The organism is Marinobacterium nitratireducens (assembly GCF_014645375.1).
Lineage (GTDB): Bacteria > Pseudomonadota > Gammaproteobacteria > Pseudomonadales > Balneatricaceae > Marinobacterium_A > Marinobacterium_A nitratireducens.
The window spans coordinates 59,852-77,257 of the sequence record NZ_BMLT01000011.1 but is presented as its reverse complement, the minus strand read 5'-3'; the positions used below and the strand labels follow the sequence as shown (position 1 = coordinate 77,257).

Annotated in this window: 12 protein-coding genes; 5 read left to right on the top strand and 7 right to left on the bottom strand. The window is 64.6% G+C overall.

Going from position 1 to position 17,406, the window contains the following annotated elements; translation table 11 throughout:
• Window positions 1-254 precede the first annotated feature (254 nt).
• Together IEX85_RS19025 and IEX85_RS19020 are read right to left on the bottom strand one after the other, a co-directional pair.
• Window positions 255-1,403 (bottom strand): DUF294 nucleotidyltransferase-like domain-containing protein, encoded by a 1,149-nt coding sequence (locus tag IEX85_RS19025; RefSeq protein WP_188862209.1) that lies wholly within the window; start codon window positions 1,401-1,403, stop codon window positions 255-257.
• A 197-nt stretch (window positions 1,404-1,600) separates the two neighbouring features.
• Entirely contained in the window at window positions 1,601-2,338 is a 738-nt protein-coding gene (locus IEX85_RS19020) for a Mut7-C RNAse domain-containing protein (protein ID WP_188862208.1), read from the bottom strand.
• A gap of 200 nt (window positions 2,339-2,538) precedes the next feature.
• Here IEX85_RS19020 and IEX85_RS19015 point away from each other — a divergent pair, with 200 nt between their 5' ends.
• Window positions 2,539-3,105 carry a hypothetical protein gene (locus IEX85_RS19015; protein ID WP_188862207.1) on the top strand — a complete coding sequence of 189 codons (567 nt, stop codon included), beginning with the start codon at window positions 2,539-2,541 and terminating at the stop codon, window positions 3,103-3,105.
• 8 nt (window positions 3,106-3,113) lie between these two features.
• Here the strand turns inward: IEX85_RS19015 and IEX85_RS19010 are convergent, their stop codons facing one another.
• The 4 genes from IEX85_RS19010 to IEX85_RS18995 form a co-directional block, all read right to left on the bottom strand.
• Window positions 3,114-3,629: a DUF4124 domain-containing protein gene (locus IEX85_RS19010; protein ID WP_188862206.1), complete on the bottom strand. Its 516-nt coding sequence runs from the start codon at window positions 3,627-3,629 to the stop codon at window positions 3,114-3,116.
• 310 nt (window positions 3,630-3,939) lie between these two features.
• A complete protein-coding gene (locus tag IEX85_RS19005) occupies window positions 3,940-4,146 on the bottom strand; it encodes a cold-shock protein (protein ID WP_188862205.1) in 207 nt (68 codons plus the stop codon).
• Between the two features lie 417 nt (window positions 4,147-4,563).
• Window positions 4,564-8,298, bottom strand: a complete 3,735-nt coding sequence (locus IEX85_RS19000; RefSeq protein ID WP_188862204.1) for a translocation/assembly module TamB domain-containing protein — start codon at window positions 8,296-8,298, stop codon at window positions 4,564-4,566.
• A 23-nt stretch (window positions 8,299-8,321) separates the two neighbouring features.
• A complete protein-coding gene (locus IEX85_RS18995; protein ID WP_229722015.1) occupies window positions 8,322-10,070 on the bottom strand; it encodes an autotransporter assembly complex protein TamA in 1,749 nt (582 codons plus the stop codon).
• Between the two features lie 185 nt (window positions 10,071-10,255).
• Between IEX85_RS18995 and IEX85_RS18990 the strand changes: the two genes are divergently transcribed.
• The 3 genes from IEX85_RS18990 (at window position 10,256) to IEX85_RS18980 (ending at window position 13,774) form a co-directional block, all read left to right on the top strand.
• A complete protein-coding gene (locus tag IEX85_RS18990) occupies window positions 10,256-11,635 on the top strand; it encodes a sigma-54 interaction domain-containing protein (protein ID WP_229722014.1) in 1,380 nt (459 codons plus the stop codon).
• 552 nt (window positions 11,636-12,187) lie between these two features.
• The gene (locus tag IEX85_RS18985; RefSeq protein ID WP_188862202.1) at window positions 12,188-12,691 is read left to right on the top strand and encodes a SixA phosphatase family protein; all 504 of its coding nucleotides are present in this window, start codon (window positions 12,188-12,190) and stop codon (window positions 12,689-12,691) included.
• Between the two features lie 120 nt (window positions 12,692-12,811).
• Window positions 12,812-13,774: an AEC family transporter gene (locus IEX85_RS18980; RefSeq protein WP_188862201.1), complete on the top strand. Its 963-nt coding sequence runs from the start codon at window positions 12,812-12,814 to the stop codon at window positions 13,772-13,774.
• A gap of 194 nt (window positions 13,775-13,968) precedes the next feature.
• On the opposite strand, the gene IEX85_RS18975 is transcribed toward IEX85_RS18980, so the two are convergent.
• Window positions 13,969-14,901 (bottom strand): LysR family transcriptional regulator, encoded by a 933-nt coding sequence (locus IEX85_RS18975; RefSeq protein ID WP_188862200.1) that lies wholly within the window; start codon window positions 14,899-14,901, stop codon window positions 13,969-13,971.
• Between the two features lie 101 nt (window positions 14,902-15,002).
• Here IEX85_RS18975 and metE point away from each other — a divergent pair, with 101 nt between their 5' ends.
• On the top strand, window positions 15,003-17,279 hold the full coding sequence (metE, locus tag IEX85_RS18970; protein WP_188862199.1) for a 5-methyltetrahydropteroyltriglutamate--homocysteine S-methyltransferase: 2,277 nt from the start codon (window positions 15,003-15,005) through the stop codon (window positions 17,277-17,279).
• The last annotated feature ends 127 nt before the right edge of the window (window positions 17,280-17,406 follow it).

The window sequence follows — 17,406 nt, the reverse complement described above, 5'->3', positions numbered from 1 at the left end:
ACGTTTCAGGAAGTAATGTCGCACTCAGCCACACTGTCCAGGTTCGCGGCAAGGCGTGAGTCACGTCGTGTAGTTGCTCTACATAAGTGGCGAACAACGCAGTCGCGGGCCTGGACAGTGCGGCCCGGAGGGAGCCCCACAAAGCGCCTCCCGCAGCGTTGCGCCGCCTCGAAAGGGAACCACCCTGTCTTCACCGACGCGCCTTGCTGGAGGCGCTTTGTGGGGCTCTGAGACTGACTTTACTTCCTGAAACGTTAGTAACTATCCCCCCCGGCAGCCTGGGCCCGGGCGCGACGCTGCAGGTCGCGAATCGCCATCAGATCATGGCGCAGAGCCGCCCGTGTCGCCCCATCCAGACGGCCGAGATCGATCCAGTTGTCGGGCCCCCGGCCCGCCGCGACGCTGTCGAGCTGCGCCTGAAGCAGCAGCGCCTGCAGCCGGTTCAGTGCGGCGGTCAGGGTCCGCGCGCGTTCGTGATCCAGCACCTCCCGCTCCGCCAGGGACTGCAGCCGGGAGCGGGTGTCGACCGCCGGCAGACGATGCAGCAGCGCCAGCAGCCGTACCGCGCCCTGCAACGGCAGCATGCCCTGGCGTTTGAGATTCAGCGCCCGGGCATGGGGGGCGTCCTTGTCATTGCCGCGCAGGCGGTCGAAACGGTCCAGCGCCACCGGCGCCTCGTCCTGCAGCTCGGCCATCTCGTGCAGAAAGAGCCCGGCCCGCGGCATCAGATCCAGCACCTGCTCGCGCAGGGTACGCGCCAGAGCGGCCTCGCCGTACACCGGCATGAAGTCGAGCAGGATGTTGGACAGCTGCACCAGCTTGACGGCACGACGGCCGGTCCAGAGCCGCATCTGCTCCAGCCACTCGCTGCGGCGCTTGCGCCAGGACGGCCAGCGCGCCATCACGTGGCCGTTACACAACGGAATGCCGTAGCCGTTCAGACGCTCGGTAAAGCGTTCCGCCAGAGACTGAAACCAGGTGTCGATCGCGCTGTGCTGCGCATCGGCATAGTCGTCGATGATCAGGGCATTGTCCTGATCCGGCCCCAGCAGGCTTTCATGACGCGCGCCGGAGCCGAGACTGAGTACGCAGAAGGCGCAGGGCGGCGCGCCCCAGCCCTGCTCGGTCATTTCCTCGAGCGCCGCCCGGATCGCGTGCCGGTACAGCCAGTCGTTGTGATCGCTGAGCAGCTGCCCGATGCGCCAGGCCGGCAGGTCCAGCTGCAGCAGCGCCTGCACCAGCCGCGGCTGCCAGTCCTTGCTTCGCGCCGGCTCCGGCCGCTCGCCGAGCTCGGCAAAGGCGTCCCGCAGCGGCGCCAGCAGCTCGGGCCAGCTGCGCCAGTCAGGCCAGTCGTCGCCGACGAACAGCTGACGCCAGGACGAGGGTCTTACCGGATAGGGCATCGGCTTTCCTCCATGAGTCCTTCGCATGCATTGTAGGCGGTATGAAAGAGGCCGGCCTGCCACCTGCCGCGCACCAGTTACAACCAACCGACGGGCACCGCAATCGCTGCGGCGTCGAGAAATGAAAACCTCATTGCGGTCTCTCCAGCAGCTATTTCCGGTTGCGACTGCCCGGCACCGGCCGGCCAGCGGGACGCTCAGACGCCAAGCCGGTCGATATACCGGCGCAGCCGCTCGTAATGGCTGCCCTGCCAGTAGATCTGATCGCAGCAGCTGCAGCGGAAAAAGTCCCGAAACTCGAGGTACAGGCGCGGCGGCACACGGCGGCGGACCTCTGACTCCGGCAGTCGCTCGATCAGGCCGTTGCAGCGGGAGCAGCGGCTGAAGGGGTTCAGCCAGGGCCAGGGCTCGAAGCGGGCGAGAAACTCGTGCAACTGCCGGTCGGGACTCGTGGCCCGCATATAGTAGCCATGCGTCACCTCCGGCTGCTGCAGCAGGCCCCGGTCGCGCGTGAGGATCGTTCGTCCCTGCAGCCGCGCCAGCCGGATAATCGGCCGGTCGTCCATATGGTTGCGGTACCAGGTATCGAGTCCCAGCAGCCGCAAACGCCGGGCGAGACGCCCCAGGTGCACATCGAGGATGAAACGCGGACGCTGCAGCGGCCTGGCACGCAGCAAAACCAGCGAAGGATCGTCGAGATCGCCGGTATCGGGATAGAGATGAATGCGATCGCCGTTACGGATATTGCGGGACAAAGGGACCGAATCGCCATTGATCAGCGCCAGATCCACCTCCGGGTGTGGAACCCGTAGCGGTATCAGCAGCTGCTGCAGGCTCATTACCTGTTTGAGCCGGTGCGTGAACGGACGGTGGCGGCGAGACGGCGGCAGCAGCTCGTTGAGCCGCCCGTGGCACTGACACTGGACTTCGATCATCGGCAACCTCTCATACAAGCGTAGCCGATAAGCAAGCGCGACAGGATACAGGGGTTGCGGCTTGCCGGTTGCCCCCCGGCGTACGATATGCTTCTATGCTCCATGCTCGGCGCCAACCCGGCGCTTTACCGGCTGCTGAAATTCGATCGGCGTTGCCGGATGCTGCCTTAAGAACAGGCTCAGCCACTCGAGAGTTGATGATGGACCAACAAATAAGTCTCAGCATGGGCGGCGATCTTGCCAATCTCCACGGACTTGGATGGATCGCGACAGACCTCAACCAGTTGATCGTCCTGTCGGACCTGCTGGAGTCGGGCCAGGAAGACGTCGCAGCACACTTCTTCGGCAATGACGCCCGGCCGTTCAATCGCTACAAGACCTTCGCCTCGGCGCCGCAGCGCCGTCCCTCGCAGGTCAGCCAGCGCGACGATGGCACTCTGGAGCTGGTCATCTCCGAACTCGGCGTTGCCGCCGCGATACTGATACCGCTGGTGCAAAGTGCAATAGAACGTCAGTTCGAGGGAGCGGAACAGCCGCTGCAGTTTCAGCTCGGCACCCGCGATCCAGGCCTCAAGCGGGTCATGCAGGCCTACGACCGCGGCGATTTCGGCAGCGGTGCAGAAGGCCTCAACACGCTGATGTTCGTGCTGAAGGAACTGAACCACGAGGTGCCTTACCTGGCGACATCGGCCCCGGTCATCGAGCATGCGGTACGCAAATACTCTCGCCGCATCGCCCGCACGCTGCGCAAGAGCCAGCCCCAGTAAGCCGGAACCTATTCGAGTCCGGCTTTGGCGCGCAGCTTCTCGTTGAGCGTGGGCGGCGTTCCGCGCTCGTAGTTTTTCGCCGCTTCGTTGCGTTCGTCGATCTGCTCGACCCGCTCGGACTTGTTGTAGCCTTCGATCTGCTGCGAACGGTTTTGCAGACTGTCCTCGCGCTGGTGGCTCTGGCGCCGGTTTTCGGGGGACTCCGGTGCGGCCACGTCGCTGTCGTCCACGGCCGCTTCAGTGCCACGACGCAGGCCCTCGGTACATTCGGCATCGCCGCTGTAACCGGGCGCGCACTCGGGGGGCTGCCCCGCCACGGCCTCCGAGGCCGCTGGCGCCGGCCTTGGCATCTTCACCACCGACATGTTGGAAAACTTCACGGGCTCCGCACCCACGCCGTCCGGCGGCACATCGCTGAAGTGCCATTTGCCGCTGGCATCCTTCCAGCGATAAACCTGCTCAGCCGATACCAAGGTGCCGCAGACGAGCAACAGCATCGCCACCAGCGTAACCGCATTTTTCATCTTCAGCCTCCGCCAATCCCCGCTGCAGTTGAGTATAGACCGGCGTTGCCGGCGTCTGACTGAAATTGAGACTGCATCTTGGGCAACTGGGTTCAGGACCTGGGGAAAGCGAAGCCAAGTGACCGGGCAGTTTAGCCCCGACAATTTCCGGCTTAATAAAATACCCACGACAGAAAGATTAATTTTTAACGACAACCTCCGTCGATAAAACGCAAAAAGGGCAGCCCTTGCGGGGCTGCCCTTTTTTCGGTTCGGTGCTGCGCGAATCGGTCGACGATGACGACCGATTCGACCTGCAGCTATAAAACCGTTACAGAACTACGATGTTCTCGGCCTGCAGGCCCTTCTGGCCCTGGGTCACGGTGAACTCGACGCGCTGACCTTCGGTCAGGGACTTGAAGCCGTCGCCGACGATGGCCTTGAAGTGAGCGAAGACATCGGGACCCGATTCCTGCTCGATGAAACCAAAGCCTTTCTCGTCGTTGAACCACTTAACGGTGCCGGTAGTAGTAGACATAGTCGTTACCTATTTATTCAGATGTAATGAGTTGCCTTTTCGCAAAGGCGGTCTGGCTGGAATTGCTGCGATAACTTATGAATAACAGGACGAGTTACTACTAAGCGAACATCGTAATGGTGTGCATAAATATAAGGCGAGATTTCAACCTGGAAGCAATTGTATAGATTTCATCCAAAAGGTCAATCAATATATAAAAGTATTTTCCCAACGGGTTCTTTATCATTGCCGGGACACCCCGGCATGCGCCCGGGGTGCGCACCCTGTCTTCGACCGCCCCGGGCGGTAATCCCCGATATCCAGCCGCAACGAAACATCGGCCGTTGCAGAGGCCCGTGGCGCGGCGTCCCGGCACCGGGCCCCGATGTCTCACCCACTCGTGCAGCGGGCCCCCGTGCAGAAGCCCTGCATCCCGGGTCAACGCTCGAAACTGTAGAACAGATCCGCGCCGCTGCCCTCGGTTCCGGTGTTCGATTCGAACGACAGCTGCTTGGTCAGCAGATAGCGCATGATGAACTCGTTGGTCGGTTCAGCCAGTCCCACACCGTATTTGATGTACAGTCGCGGCGACAGATACTTGCCGATATACAGCGAGGTTTCCTGCAGCGTATCGCCCCCACCAAGGCTGATTTCATCGACGTTTAGCGCACCGCTGACTTTCTCGCCGATTGCATCGCCCCCGGACCGGCCCAGCGCCAGCGCCAGTTTCATCAGCATCGCCTGCTCGCCTTCGGATGCCGCCCCCGGCGCCCGGCCGAACACCAGGTAAGACAAACGTGCATTATCGGGCATCACCGGATCCGAGAACAGCTCGAACGTCGGCGCCCGCAGCGAACCCGCGACCTGGGCGCCGACCTCGACATCCTCGACCTCGCGCTGAACCCGAAGATTCAGCCCCGGGTTGTCCACGGGGCCGCCGGTGTAAACGAAGCTGCCGCGTTCGATGTTGAGGTCCTGACCGTAGAGTTGGTACTCGCCCGTCGCCACACCGATATTGCCGGTGGCGCGGGTAACCCGGCGCTCGTCCTCGCGCAGCACCATGCTGCCGGTCAGGCGGCCGTTGAAACCAAAGGCGTCGACCCAGACCTTCTCGCCCATGGTGACCCGGAGGTCGAGATCCAGCGCCGGGCCCGGTCGCGTCGCCTCTGCCCTGCCCTCGGCATCGACGATGACCGCATCCGACGACACCGAAACCGCACTGACACTGAGTTTCGGCGGCTTGATCAGGGCCTCGGGCACCACCAGTTCCCCGCCGACCGCAATGCGCTGCTGCGCAATCTCGATCCGCATATCGGGCGATACGAAAACCTCGATTTCCGGGGTACCGACCGCCTGAAAACGGTCCCCCTGAATGGCGATTCGCCCGGTGGATGTCAACGGCTGCAGCTCGCCCGAGAGGCTCAGGTTGCCGCCACCCGAGACGGCGCTGCCGCTGAGCAGCATGCGGTCGGCCCGGGCCGGGTCGTCGCGCAGCTCCAGCTGCAACAGCTCCAGCGCAATACCCGCCGCCGGCACTTCGACGTGACCGTCGTCGAGCGCCAGGGCGCCATTGATGCGAGGCTGTTGCAGACTGCCGCCCAGGCGGATATCGCCATCGAGACGGCCGCTGCCAACCCTGATCGCCGGCACCAGCGCCGAAACGAAGGCCAGGTCTTCCATCGCCATCTGCAAACGGCCGTCGAGACTCCCAGCGCCCTGAAGATCGGCAAGCGAGACCGTCGCGTCGAGACGCCCGTCGACATCATCCATCGCCAGCACCAGCCGGGCGTTGGCGTTGTTCCGACTGCCAGCGGCCTCGACGCGGGCCTCGTTCAGGTCGAAGGCCAGATCCTGCTCCGGCAACGACAGGCGGGTCTCGTCCAGTGTCAGACGCGCCTGGTACTGCAGCGCGCCGGCCGCGCCGAGGCGGGCGCTGGCGTCGGCATTGACGAAACCCTCGAGCTCGGTGCCCGGTGGTATCCAGGGCGACAGCAGCGCCAGCGGCAGTCGTTCCAGACGCACATTGCCCGCACTGTCGCCGGCCGCCTGCCAGAGACCGTCGACGCAAAGCCGCCCATCGGCGCCCTGAGCCTCGAGACAGAGGGTTTCACTGCCCGCCCGGTCGGCGCCGAGATTCAGCTCGGCAGGTGCTTGTAGCGCCCAGTCACCCGCCAGCGGCTGCTGCAGCTCCAGCTGCATCAGCCGGCCGCGCCACTGCTGACCGAAGAGTCCGCCTTCCAGTCGCATATCCAGTTTTGCGACCTGCGAATCCAGCGCCAGCGTCAGGCTGTGATTCTGCTGCGCGCCGCCGCCGGTCAGCGAAAGGCTGTCGATGGACTGACCGCCGGCGGAAAGTCGCTGTGCCTGCAGTTCGACGCGGGCCGGACTTTTCCAGCCCAGATCGAGCGCCAGAGTGCCGGAAAGCTGCTCGAGACGGTTGGCCTGGAACGCCAGCGCCTCGGCGCTGATATCGGCCGCCAGCGCCGGTGCCGCGCGAGGTCCGCTGAGCGTGCCGCTGGCGCTCAAACGGCCACCGGCGTCCGGCAGCAGCGCCGCCAGATCCTCGGCCACCAGCCGCCAGTCCAGCGCCAGGGTTTCACCGGCCTTGCCGCTGGCATCGATGCCGGCGTTACCCCAGCCAAGATGCAGGGTTTCGATGGCCAGATCAGCTCCCTGCAGCCGCACCCGGCCACGACCGCTCAGAGGCTGCCCGCGCAGCTGCCCGCTCAGCGACTCGATGGTCGCCTGCAGGCTGGGCACACCCGCCTCCAGTCCACCTTCCGTGGCAAGAGCGAAACCCAGGGCCCCGGGCCAGTCCGCCCAATGCCGACCGGGATCGATGTTCTCGGCTGTCGCCCGCAATCGCCAGGCCGGCTGCGGTGCCCAGCCTGCGCTGCCGTCGACGGCCAGTTGCCCGCCCAGAGTCTCGAGACGCAGCGCCAGCTCGTTGAACCCTTCCAGACTTCCCTGCCCCTGCAGGTTCAGCTTCGCCGCGGGCACCTGCTCGCCGGCCAGCTCGGCCGCGACTTCCAGGCGGTAGTCGTTTAGCGGCCCCGTCAGCCGCACCTGTCCTCGCTCGCTGGCGTACTGCTGCGGCAGACCCTTGGGCAGCGGATAACGCAGGCCTCGCCAGTCGAGCTTGAGATCCAGTTCCGGCGTGCCCTGCAGCGCCGATACCAGGCCCTCGAGGCGGATCTCGGCGCCGCTGTCCGGCAGCCTTATCAGGGTATCGGCGAGCCTCACCCGATCGAGCCCGGCATCGAGCGCCGCGCGCAGCTCGACCGTCCCGGCCTCGGGCACGCTGCCATCGAGCGCCAGGGTGCCGGTCGCCGACTCCAGATCGCCACTCAGATCGATCCTTCCGGCAACGACCTGCCCGGCGAGCTGCGGCGCGAACGGCGCCGGATCGAAGCGCGCCAGGGTCAGCGCCAGCTGCCAGTTCGGCACATCCAGCGGCTGGCTGATGCGAGCCTCGAGATCGAGATCCGCCAGCCCGCGCACCTGCTGCGTCAGGGTCAGTTCCGAGCGCAGGTCACCCTGCAGAACGCCCCGGCCGCTCACCTCGCCTGACTCGGGAAGCTTCAGCTGCCAGTCGAGGCTGAATGCGAGCGGGTAGTCGTCACCGGCATCGATATCACCGTTGAGCCGCGCGCCGCCCTGGGGCGCGCTGACATCGAGTCTGTCGAGCACCAGCTTGCGATCCTCGGTGTGCAGCGCCAGGTCGAAACTGTCGATCAATACCGGCTGCGCGCCGGCCGGCTGAATGCGCAACTGCCGGCCGTAAACGGATTCGACCCGCAGCTGCAGCGGCAGCGGTATGCTCTCCGGCAGCTGGAACGGCTCGGATGGCTCCTGTGGCACGTCGCTGCCCGGCGGAAGCTGCAGATCCAGCGACTCGACACCCAGGGCATCGAGTTGCAGACGGCCCTGCAGCAGCGCCGCCGGCGTCCAGGCGAACTCGGCCCGTCCCAGCTGCGCGCTCAGCTGCAGCTGGCGATACGAGACCCCTTCAAGTTCGAGCCGGCCGAACAGCCGCCCGCGAAGCTGGCGATACTCGAGTTCGCCCGGCAGCAGCGGCTGCAGTTGACGCACCAGCCAGGCGGTGCCGGTTTCGGTGAAGCCGATTGCGGCGACTCCTCCGAGCAGCAGCAGGAACAGCACTACGAGCGCCAACAGTATTCTTAGGATCCAGCGCATCACAGGTCGGGCCCCAGGGTGAAGTGAATGCGGAAGCCGTCATCGTCCAGCGGCACTGCAAGATCGAGCCGGATAGGGCCGATCGGCGAGAGGTAGCGCACGCCGAGGCCGGCGCCGTTTTTCAGCGCCTCCGTCGCCGAATCGATGGCGTTGCCGGTATCGTAAAAGGCCGCGACGCGCCAGCTGTCAGCGACCAGGTAGTCGACCTCGGCGCTGGCCACCAGCAGGTTGCGACCACCGACGACATCGCCATTGTCGCCTTCAGGTCCCAGTTCCTTGTAGCCGTAGCCGCGCACACTGCTGTCGCCACCGGCGAAGAAGCGGTGCGAGGACGGCATGATGTCGAAGTTTTCCATCGCCGTTGCGCCGACATCCGCACGCGAAAGCAGACGCAGCCGGTCGGTCAGCGTCAGCACGTGCTTGGCGCTCACCAGTCCCTGGACGAAATCGGCGTCCGACAGCAGGGCGTCGGACGCCGCCTTCAGCTCCAGGGAGAACCGGTAGCCGCGACTGGGGTTGAGCGGGTTGTCGGTGTGCGTGGTGCTCCAGCTGGCGCCGGGAATCAGGAAATTGGTCTCGCTCTGCTCGCCGTCGAGCACGAACCTTTCCTGCTCCCAGTCGAGCGCCAGTATCTGCTGCCAGGCGCCGAGCTGCTTCTGCCAGAAACCGCCGATCGCGGTCAGTTCGCTGTCGGTGGTATCGGTCTGTTCGGACTCCCAGCTGGCGCGCACGCCATATTTGTCGGTATAGGGCACCTCGCCCGGTATGTTGTACTGCAGCACCACCGTCGAATCGACCTCGGACAGCCGCAGCAGCGCGTCCCAGCTGTGCCCGTAACGGTTGACCCAACGCCGGTGCTGTCTGGCGCTCATGCGTGCGCCGGTGTCGGTACCGTAGCCGACACCGAACTTGTAGGCGGTGCGCTTGTTGGGCTCGAGGGCAACATCGACGGGCACGACATGGTCGACGGCCTCATCCCACAGCGGCTGCACCTCGACCCGGCTGAAATACTCGCTTTCGACCAGATAACGCTGCAGATCCAAAAGCCGTGTGGAGGTAACCGGATCGCCCGTCTGGAAGGGCTGATAACGCTGCAGCAGCGAGGTTTCCACCGGCGATTCGCCAAAGCGCACCTCGCCGATGCGATAACGCGGCCCGGAGTCGAGCCGCAGCTCGATATCGGCCTGACGGCGCTGCGGATCGATACGCAGCTGCTGACGACCGAAGTCGGCCTCGTAGTAGCCCCTCTCCGCGGCCAGAGAGCGCATGCGGCTCTTGTGAGCCTCGTAGGCGGCATGCTCGAGAACAGCACCCGGTACCAGGGTCTCGGAGCTCTCCAGCGCTTTCATCACCGGATCCGACTGCGCCTCGCCCGTCACGTTCAGGTCGACCGCGTCCAGACGCACCGGCTCGCCCGGATCGACACGATAGCGCGCGACCCACTGCTCCGGCGTCTTCGTGAGTTCCGACTCGACCCTCGGCTGATAGTAGCCGTACGGCTGCAGTGCCGCCTCGATCTGCTCCTGCGCCTGTCGGTGCAGATACTGCAGCCGGCTGCTCATCGGCGCCGGCTCGCCACTGAGCCGCTCGATCGCCAGATGCGCGCGAATATTCTGTTCCAGCGAAGCCGGCAGCTCGCCTTGGATCGCTTCGACTTCGACCGCGACGGTTGCCGCCTCCTCCGCACTGGCCGCAAGCGGCAGCAGTAATAACGTGATCAGCCATCCCGGGCTGTGGGTCTTGAACACCTTGATACCTTTTTCGGCTTGTCCGGTTCTCGAGGCGACCGCCATTTCACCGCGGCGGCCGTACTGAACAATGCTGCAAAGCTTAAGCTTTTACGCCGGCCGGGTCATCCGGGATCATGTCCGCAATCAGCGGGATCTGGTATTGTTTCGAAACGCAGTGAGGCCCGCCGGGAGCAGAAGGAGCCATGCAAGATACCCACAAGCTGCTGAGCCAGATGCTTGACGGCGGTGATCCGAGCAGTCATCTGTTCGAACTGCTGTCCAGCCTCTGCCAGGGTGCGGTGGCGGTGGACCCCGACTGCCGGGTGCTCTGGATGAGCGACCAGTACCGCGAGCTGATCGGCGTACCGCCGGGGCGCGAAGTCATCGGCCGCCCGGTCGAAGAGATCCTGCCCACCACCGGACTGCCGCGGGTCGTACGCAGCGGCAAGCCCAACTTCGTCGACCTGATGCAGATCAACGGCCGCTGGTGCCTGGTAACGCGGTTGCCGCTGAAAAAGCCTGGCGGTGAGGTGTTTGGCGCCATTGGCTTCGTTTTTTACGACGACCTCGACAGCATCCAGCCGCTGTTCGACAAATTCGCGCGCCTGCGCAAGCGCCTCGAATCGGAAAACCTGCTGCGTCCGTCGCGCTATGCCCTCGACGATATCATCGGCCAGTCCGCCGTCATGCAGCAGCTGCGACGCCAGGCGCTGCGCGCCGCCCAGCTCGATACCACCCTGCTGTTGCTGGGCGAGACCGGTACCGGCAAGGAGCTGCTGGCCCAGGGCATCCACAACGCCTCGCCCCGGGCCGGCGCCCCCTTCGTCGGCATCAATATGGCAGCCTTGCCCGAATCGCTGGTCGAGGCCGAGCTGTTCGGCGCCGCCCCCGGCGCCTATACCGGCGCCGACCGACAGGGGCGCAAAGGCAAGGTGCAGCTGGCCCACGGCGGCACCCTGTTTCTCGACGAGATTGCCGAGATGCCTCTGCCGATGCAGGCCAAACTGCTGCGGGTGCTGCAGGAGCGGGAAGTCGAGGCGCTCGGCTCCAACCGGCTGGAACAGGTCGATGTCCGCGTCATCGCCGCCACCGCCAAGGACCTTCGGGGCCTGGTCGAACAGGGCGAGTTCCGCGCCGACCTCTACTATCGCCTCAACGTACTGCCGATCCGCCTGCCGCCGCTGCGCGAGCGCCACGGCGATATCGCGCTGATCAGCGACCGGCTGCTGTCACGCATTCAGCAGCAGGCCAACCTGCCCGCGCTGCCGCTGTCTGCGGCAGCACGCGACTGGCTGGAGCAGTATGACTGGCCCGGCAATGTCCGCGAGCTACACAACCGGCTGGAGCGGGCCTGCGTCATGGCCGAGGGCCAGGCCATCGAACCGGCGGACCTCGGCGCCGCCGACGACCTGCCGCGCCAGACTCCGCGCCCACGTCAGCTCGGCGAGATCCGTCAGCAGACCGAATGGGAAGCACTGCAGGAAGCCATCCGGCTGAGCGGCGGCAACAAGAGCCAGGCCGCCCGCCGCCTGGGCATTTCCCGCGCGACCCTGTACGAGCATCTGAAGAAATACCGCCCCTGAGAGGGTGTTGAGAATCGTTTTCGGGGCCGCCGAAGCAAGCGGAACGCCGCCCGGCGGAGCGCCGCCCGAACGCAGATACCGGTGAAGAATCCGCAGCTGTACGGCTGGCGCCACGCCAGGCATCGCTTCCCCCGTCCCGTAACGCAGAACCGCCCACCACAGGTCCCGACAGACAGAATCGACAGCCCTGTCTGAAAAGTCATACAGATGACCTCGACCTGCACTTAGCCGCTTAAAACAACCTGTTGTTTTTATTGCTTTTATAAAAAGTGGTCTACACTTTGCTGCAGTGCAGCATAAGTAGTGCGGCATACATCTGCAGCATAGATAGGCTCAGAAGCCTGATGCAGCTCAACTGCTACCGGTTTGGGGACCGGGCACCTGCCGAGTGACGTCCGTCACTCGCATCTCCTGCGGGCTTGTCACCCGCGTTTTTGGGGCGGACCTGTGTCCGCCCCTGTTTTTTCGGCAATCGCCAGCCGCTGGCGTCGCTGGCAATTCCGGGACTTTCGACCAATACTGCTACGAAATCACGCGACCCGGGCCTTGCCCATGAAAAAGCTCACGCTGATACGGCACGCCAAATCCAGCTGGGATGATCCGTCGCTGGATGATTTCGACCGCCCGCTCAACCGGCGCGGCGAGCGCGATTTGCCGGCAATGGCGCAGCGGGTACGCGGCTTCGGCCTGGTGCCCGACCGGCTGCTGACCAGCGGCGCGGCCCGCGCGCTCAGCACGGCAGAAGCTCTGGCCGATACCCTGGAACTGGACAGCCGGCAGTTGCTGATCCTGCCGGAGCTCTACGAATCCTGCTACCAGACCCTGCTGCATCAGTTGCAGCAGCAGAACGACCACTGGCACCATCTGATGGTCGTGGGGCACAATCCCGGGCTGGAGAATCTCGGCTACTACCTGACCCATGAACGGCTGACCAAATTCCCCACTGCAGCCGTGATGCACATCCACCTCAGTGTCACCGACTGGTGCGAACTGGCAGAGTCCTGCGGTACCCTCGAACTGTTCGACTATCCGAAGAAGCATACGAAATCGTTATAGAAGCATCACCTGATCTTATTACCTGCTTATACTACAACTGCGGTAGACTCCGGGACCTGCTAACTGGCCCCAGCCGGCCCTGGTCGCAGCTTCCCTAATTTTTCACACCCGGAGTTCGCCTTGGATCTGTATCTTCAATCGCTGCAGTTCACCGCCGGGGTCGTCGTTCCGATCTTCTTCATCGTCCTGCTCGGATATATTCTTCAGCGCACGCGTCTGATCGACGATGCCTTTATCAATACCGCCTCCCGGCTGGTATTCATGGTGGCGCTGCCGACGCTGGTGTTCATGTCGATCGCCAGCACCGATTTCCAGGCGGTGTTCAACCCTGCGCAGCTGGGTTTCGTGTTCGTCGGCGTGCTGTTCAGCTTCTCGGCCACCTGGTGGCTGGCGGCGCGCTGGATCAAGGCACCGGAGGACATAGGCGCCTTCGTCCAGGGGGCGTTTCGCAGCAACTACGGCATCATCGGGCTGGCGCTGAGCTACAACCTCTTCGGCAACTCCGGCCTCAGCCAGGCCTCGATGCTGCTGGCGCTGGTGATTCCTACCTTCAACGTACTGTCGGTCATCGCCCTGACGGTGCCCATGCAGGGCCGCGACGGCGGCGACATCAGCATCCGCCAGATCACCGCCGCCATCATCCGCAACCCGCTGATTATCGCGGTGCTGCTGGCGCTGCCGTTTTCCTACTTTGGCCTGCACCTGCCGAAGACTCTCGACACCACCGGCCACTACTTCGCCAACCTGACCCTGCCGCTGGCGCTGCTGACCATCGGCGGCACCCTGGACCTCAAGAGCCTGAAACGCAGCTCTGGCATGGCGTTCTGGGCCTGCGCCATCAAGTTGCTGCTGATGCCTCTGGCCATGACCCTGGCGGCAGCCCTGCTGGGATTCTCCGGCCAGGACCTGGCGATGCTGTTCGTGCTGTTCGGCTGCCCCACCGCCGCCGCCGCCTTCGTCATGGCCCGCGCCATGGGCGCCAACGCACGGCTCTCGGCCAATATCATCCTGATCACCACGCTGGGGTCCATCCTGACTCTCAGCAGCGGCATTTTCGCGCTGCGTCTGCTGGCTGTGATCTGATGCCAAACCGAAGAACGTCGTAACGCTCCGGGCCCCTGATGGAGAAACCCTGAACCTCCTGTCGGTGCTTTCGCAGGAACCTCCGGTGCGAATAACCAGGCACCCCGCGGATCGCAGCGACAACGGGAGCGGCATGCTCGGCGGATGGCCAGCCAATGCCAGTCGCCACCGGAAGGCCAACCCATACGATCAGCTCAGTCAGCGACAGAATACGCCTCCTGACCCACCTCACCACAGACGCGCCCCGCAGTGTTTGCGGCCAGTTCCACAAAGGCCCGCAGATACTCGACCTGCTCGTCGCCGTCGCGCACGCCGAGGAAAATCTGCTTGGCAATACCGGACGCCCCCAGACGCAGCGGCCTGACCGGCATCTTGACGGCATATTCCTCGACCAGCCAGCGCGGCAAGGCCGCCACACCCCGCCCCGCCGCCACCATCTGCAGCATGATATCGGTCGCCTCGACGATTTTGTGCTTTTTCGGGCGGCACTGAGCGGGTAGCAGGAAGTCGGCGTACACATCCAGTCGCTCGAGCTCCACCGGATAGGTGAACAGCACCTCTTCGGCCAGGTCCGCGGGCTCGGCGAAGACCCTGGCAGCCAGGGGATGGTCGGCCGCCACCACCAGCACCTGTTCGTAATCGAACACCGGCACGAAACTGACGCCGGGCCGGTGAAGCGGGTCGGGAGTCACCAGGATATCGATGTCGTAGTTGAACAGCGCCGCCATGCCGCCGAACTGGAACTGCTGCTTGACGTCCAGGTCCACCGCCGGCCAGCGCTCGAGGTAGGGTTCGACGACCTTCAGCAGCCAGCGGTAACAGGGATGGCACTCCATGCCGATGCGCAGATGCCCTTTCTCGCCACGGGCAATACGCCGGACCACCTCGTCGGCATATTCCAGTTGCGGCAGCAACCGCCTGGCAACCGCGAGCAGGTACTCGCCCGCCTGGGTCAGACGCAACGCCCGCCCCTCGCGGGTCCAGACCGCGGTGCCGGCCTGCTGCTCGAGTTTCTTGATCGCGTGGCTCAGCGCGGACTGCGTCAGGTGCAGCTTGTCCGCTGCAGCCGTCAGCGAGCCCTGTCGCTCCACTTCCCTCAGTATCACCAGATGTGCGCGCTCCAGCATCGATCAACCCATGAACATTAATAATCGAACGATGAAACTTTACCATTATTTTTCATGGATTAGCCTTCCTACAATGGCGCCACATCAACCGGAGGCTGAACATGACAACGACACACAACCTTGGTTTCCCCCGTATCGGCGCCAATCGGGAACTGAAATTCGCCCTCGAGTCCTACTGGAGAGGCGAGTCCGATGCCCAGGCGTTGACGACGCTCGCCGGCGGACTTCGCCGCCGTCACTGGCAGCAACAGCGCCGGCTCGACCTGGTGCCGGTCGGCGATTTCTCGCTGTACGACCAGGTGCTGGACATGAGCTTCACCCTGGGTGTCGTTCCCGAGCGGGTCGCCGGACAGTCCGGCTCCGAACTGGACAGCTACTTTCGCCTCGCGCGCGGTCGCGCATCCCGGGATAGCGGATGCCACTGCGTCCAGGCCGGCGAAATGACCAAGTGGTTCGATACCAACTACCACTACATCGTGCCGGAGTTCGACGCCGACACCGCCTTCTCCCTGAACCCTGACCGTCTGCTGCGGCAACTCGCCGAAGCCCTGGAATCCGGCGTCAACGCCAAACCGGTGATCATCGGCCCGGTCACCTACCTCCACCTCGGCAAGTGCAAGGACGGATCGGATCCCCTGGCGCTGCTGCCACGATTGCTGCCGGTCTACGCACAGCTGCTGGAGTGTCTCGCGGCGCAGGGTGCGGACTGGGTTCAGATCGACGAGCCGGTGCTGGTCACGGAGCTCGACACGGCCTGGCAGGATGCCTTCCGTCAGGCCTATGCGGAACTGGCAGGCGCTCGGGTCCAACTGCTGCTGACCACCTATTTCGGCCGGCTCGGGGACAACCTTCCGCTGGCAGCCGGGCTACCGGTTGCAGGCATCCACCTCGATGCGGTCAATGCCCATGCCGAGGTCGCGGCGCTTGCCGCGGCGCTGCCGGCCGACCGCGTGCTTTCGCTCGGCGTGATCAACGGCCGCAATATCTGGAAAACCGATCTCAACGCCACCCTGGACTGGCTGGAGCCCGTCGCCCGGGATCTCGGCGAGCGCCTCTGGCTGGCCCCCTCCTGCTCTCTGCTGCACGTGCCGGTGGACCTGGACATCGAGGACAGGCTGGATCCGGAGGTCCGCTCCTGGCTGGCGTTCGCACTGCAAAAGCTCGACGAGCTTGAGCTCCTGGCCACAGCACTGACAGAAGGACGCGCGGCCGTACAGGCGCAACTGAAGACCAACGCCGAAGCCCTTGCCGGACGCCGCCGCTCATCGCGGGTCCGGAACCCGGCGGTCCGGGCTGCAGTCGGCACTATCGATGCGGATTTCGGACGCCGCCGCAGCGCCTATCCGCAGCGGGCGCAGCTGCAGGCCGACCGGCTGCAGCTACCACCCTACCCCACCACCACCATCGGCTCCTTTCCGCAGACGGCCGAGATTCGCCGGGCACGCCAGCAGTTCCGAGCGGGCGAACTCGCGGCGGACGCCTATCAAGAGGCAATGCAACGGGAGATCGCGCACGCTGTCCACGAGCAGGAAGCACTGGGGCTCGACGTTCTGGTGCACGGAGAGGCCGAACGCAATGACATGGTGGAGTATTTTGGCGAACAGCTGGACGGCTTTGTCTTCAGCCGCTTTGGCTGGGTGCAGTCCTACGGCTCGCGCTGCGTCAAGCCGCCGATCCTGTTCGGCGACATCAGCCGCCCGCAGCCGATGACCGTCGACTGGACCCGGTACGCCCAGTCGCTGACCGACAAGCCGATGAAAGGCATGCTGACAGGCCCCGTCACCATCCTCAACTGGTCCTTCGTGCGCGACGATCAGCCACGCAGCGAAAGCGCCCTGCAGCTCGCCCTGGCGATCCGGCAGGAGGTGCTCGATCTCGAGCAGGCAGGCGTTGGCATCATCCAGATCGACGAGGCGGCGTTGCGTGAAGGGCTGCCGCTGCGGCGCGCCGAGTGGACGCAGTACCTGGACTGGGCGATCGAGGCTTTCCGGATCTGCGCCAACGGGGTCCGGGACGAAACCCAGATCCACACCCATATGTGTTACTCGCAGTTCAACGATATCATCGAGGCGATCGCGCGGATGGATGCCGACGTCATCACTATCGAGACCTCGCGCTCCGACCTGCAACTGCTCGGCGCCTTCGACCGCTTCGACTACCCAAACGCCATCGGCCCCGGCGTGTACGACATCCACTCGCCTAACATCCCGGGTGTCGAGCAGATGGTGCAGCTGATACGAAGCGCCGCCGAACGCATACCGGCGCAGCGCCTGTGGGTGAACCCGGACTGCGGTCTGAAAACCCGCCGCTGGGAGGAAGTGATTCCGGCACTGCGCAACCTGGTCGAGGCGGCACGGACACTGCGCGCGCCGTCTTGACCGCCCGCTGACCCAAAGGGGCTCCGGCAACGGTGCCGGAGCCCCATCGGCAAACGGTCAGTACGGTCGATACTGCAACCCTTGAGCCGCTCGTTTATGCTGTAGTTCAAAGCCCCAAGCCGAGCGC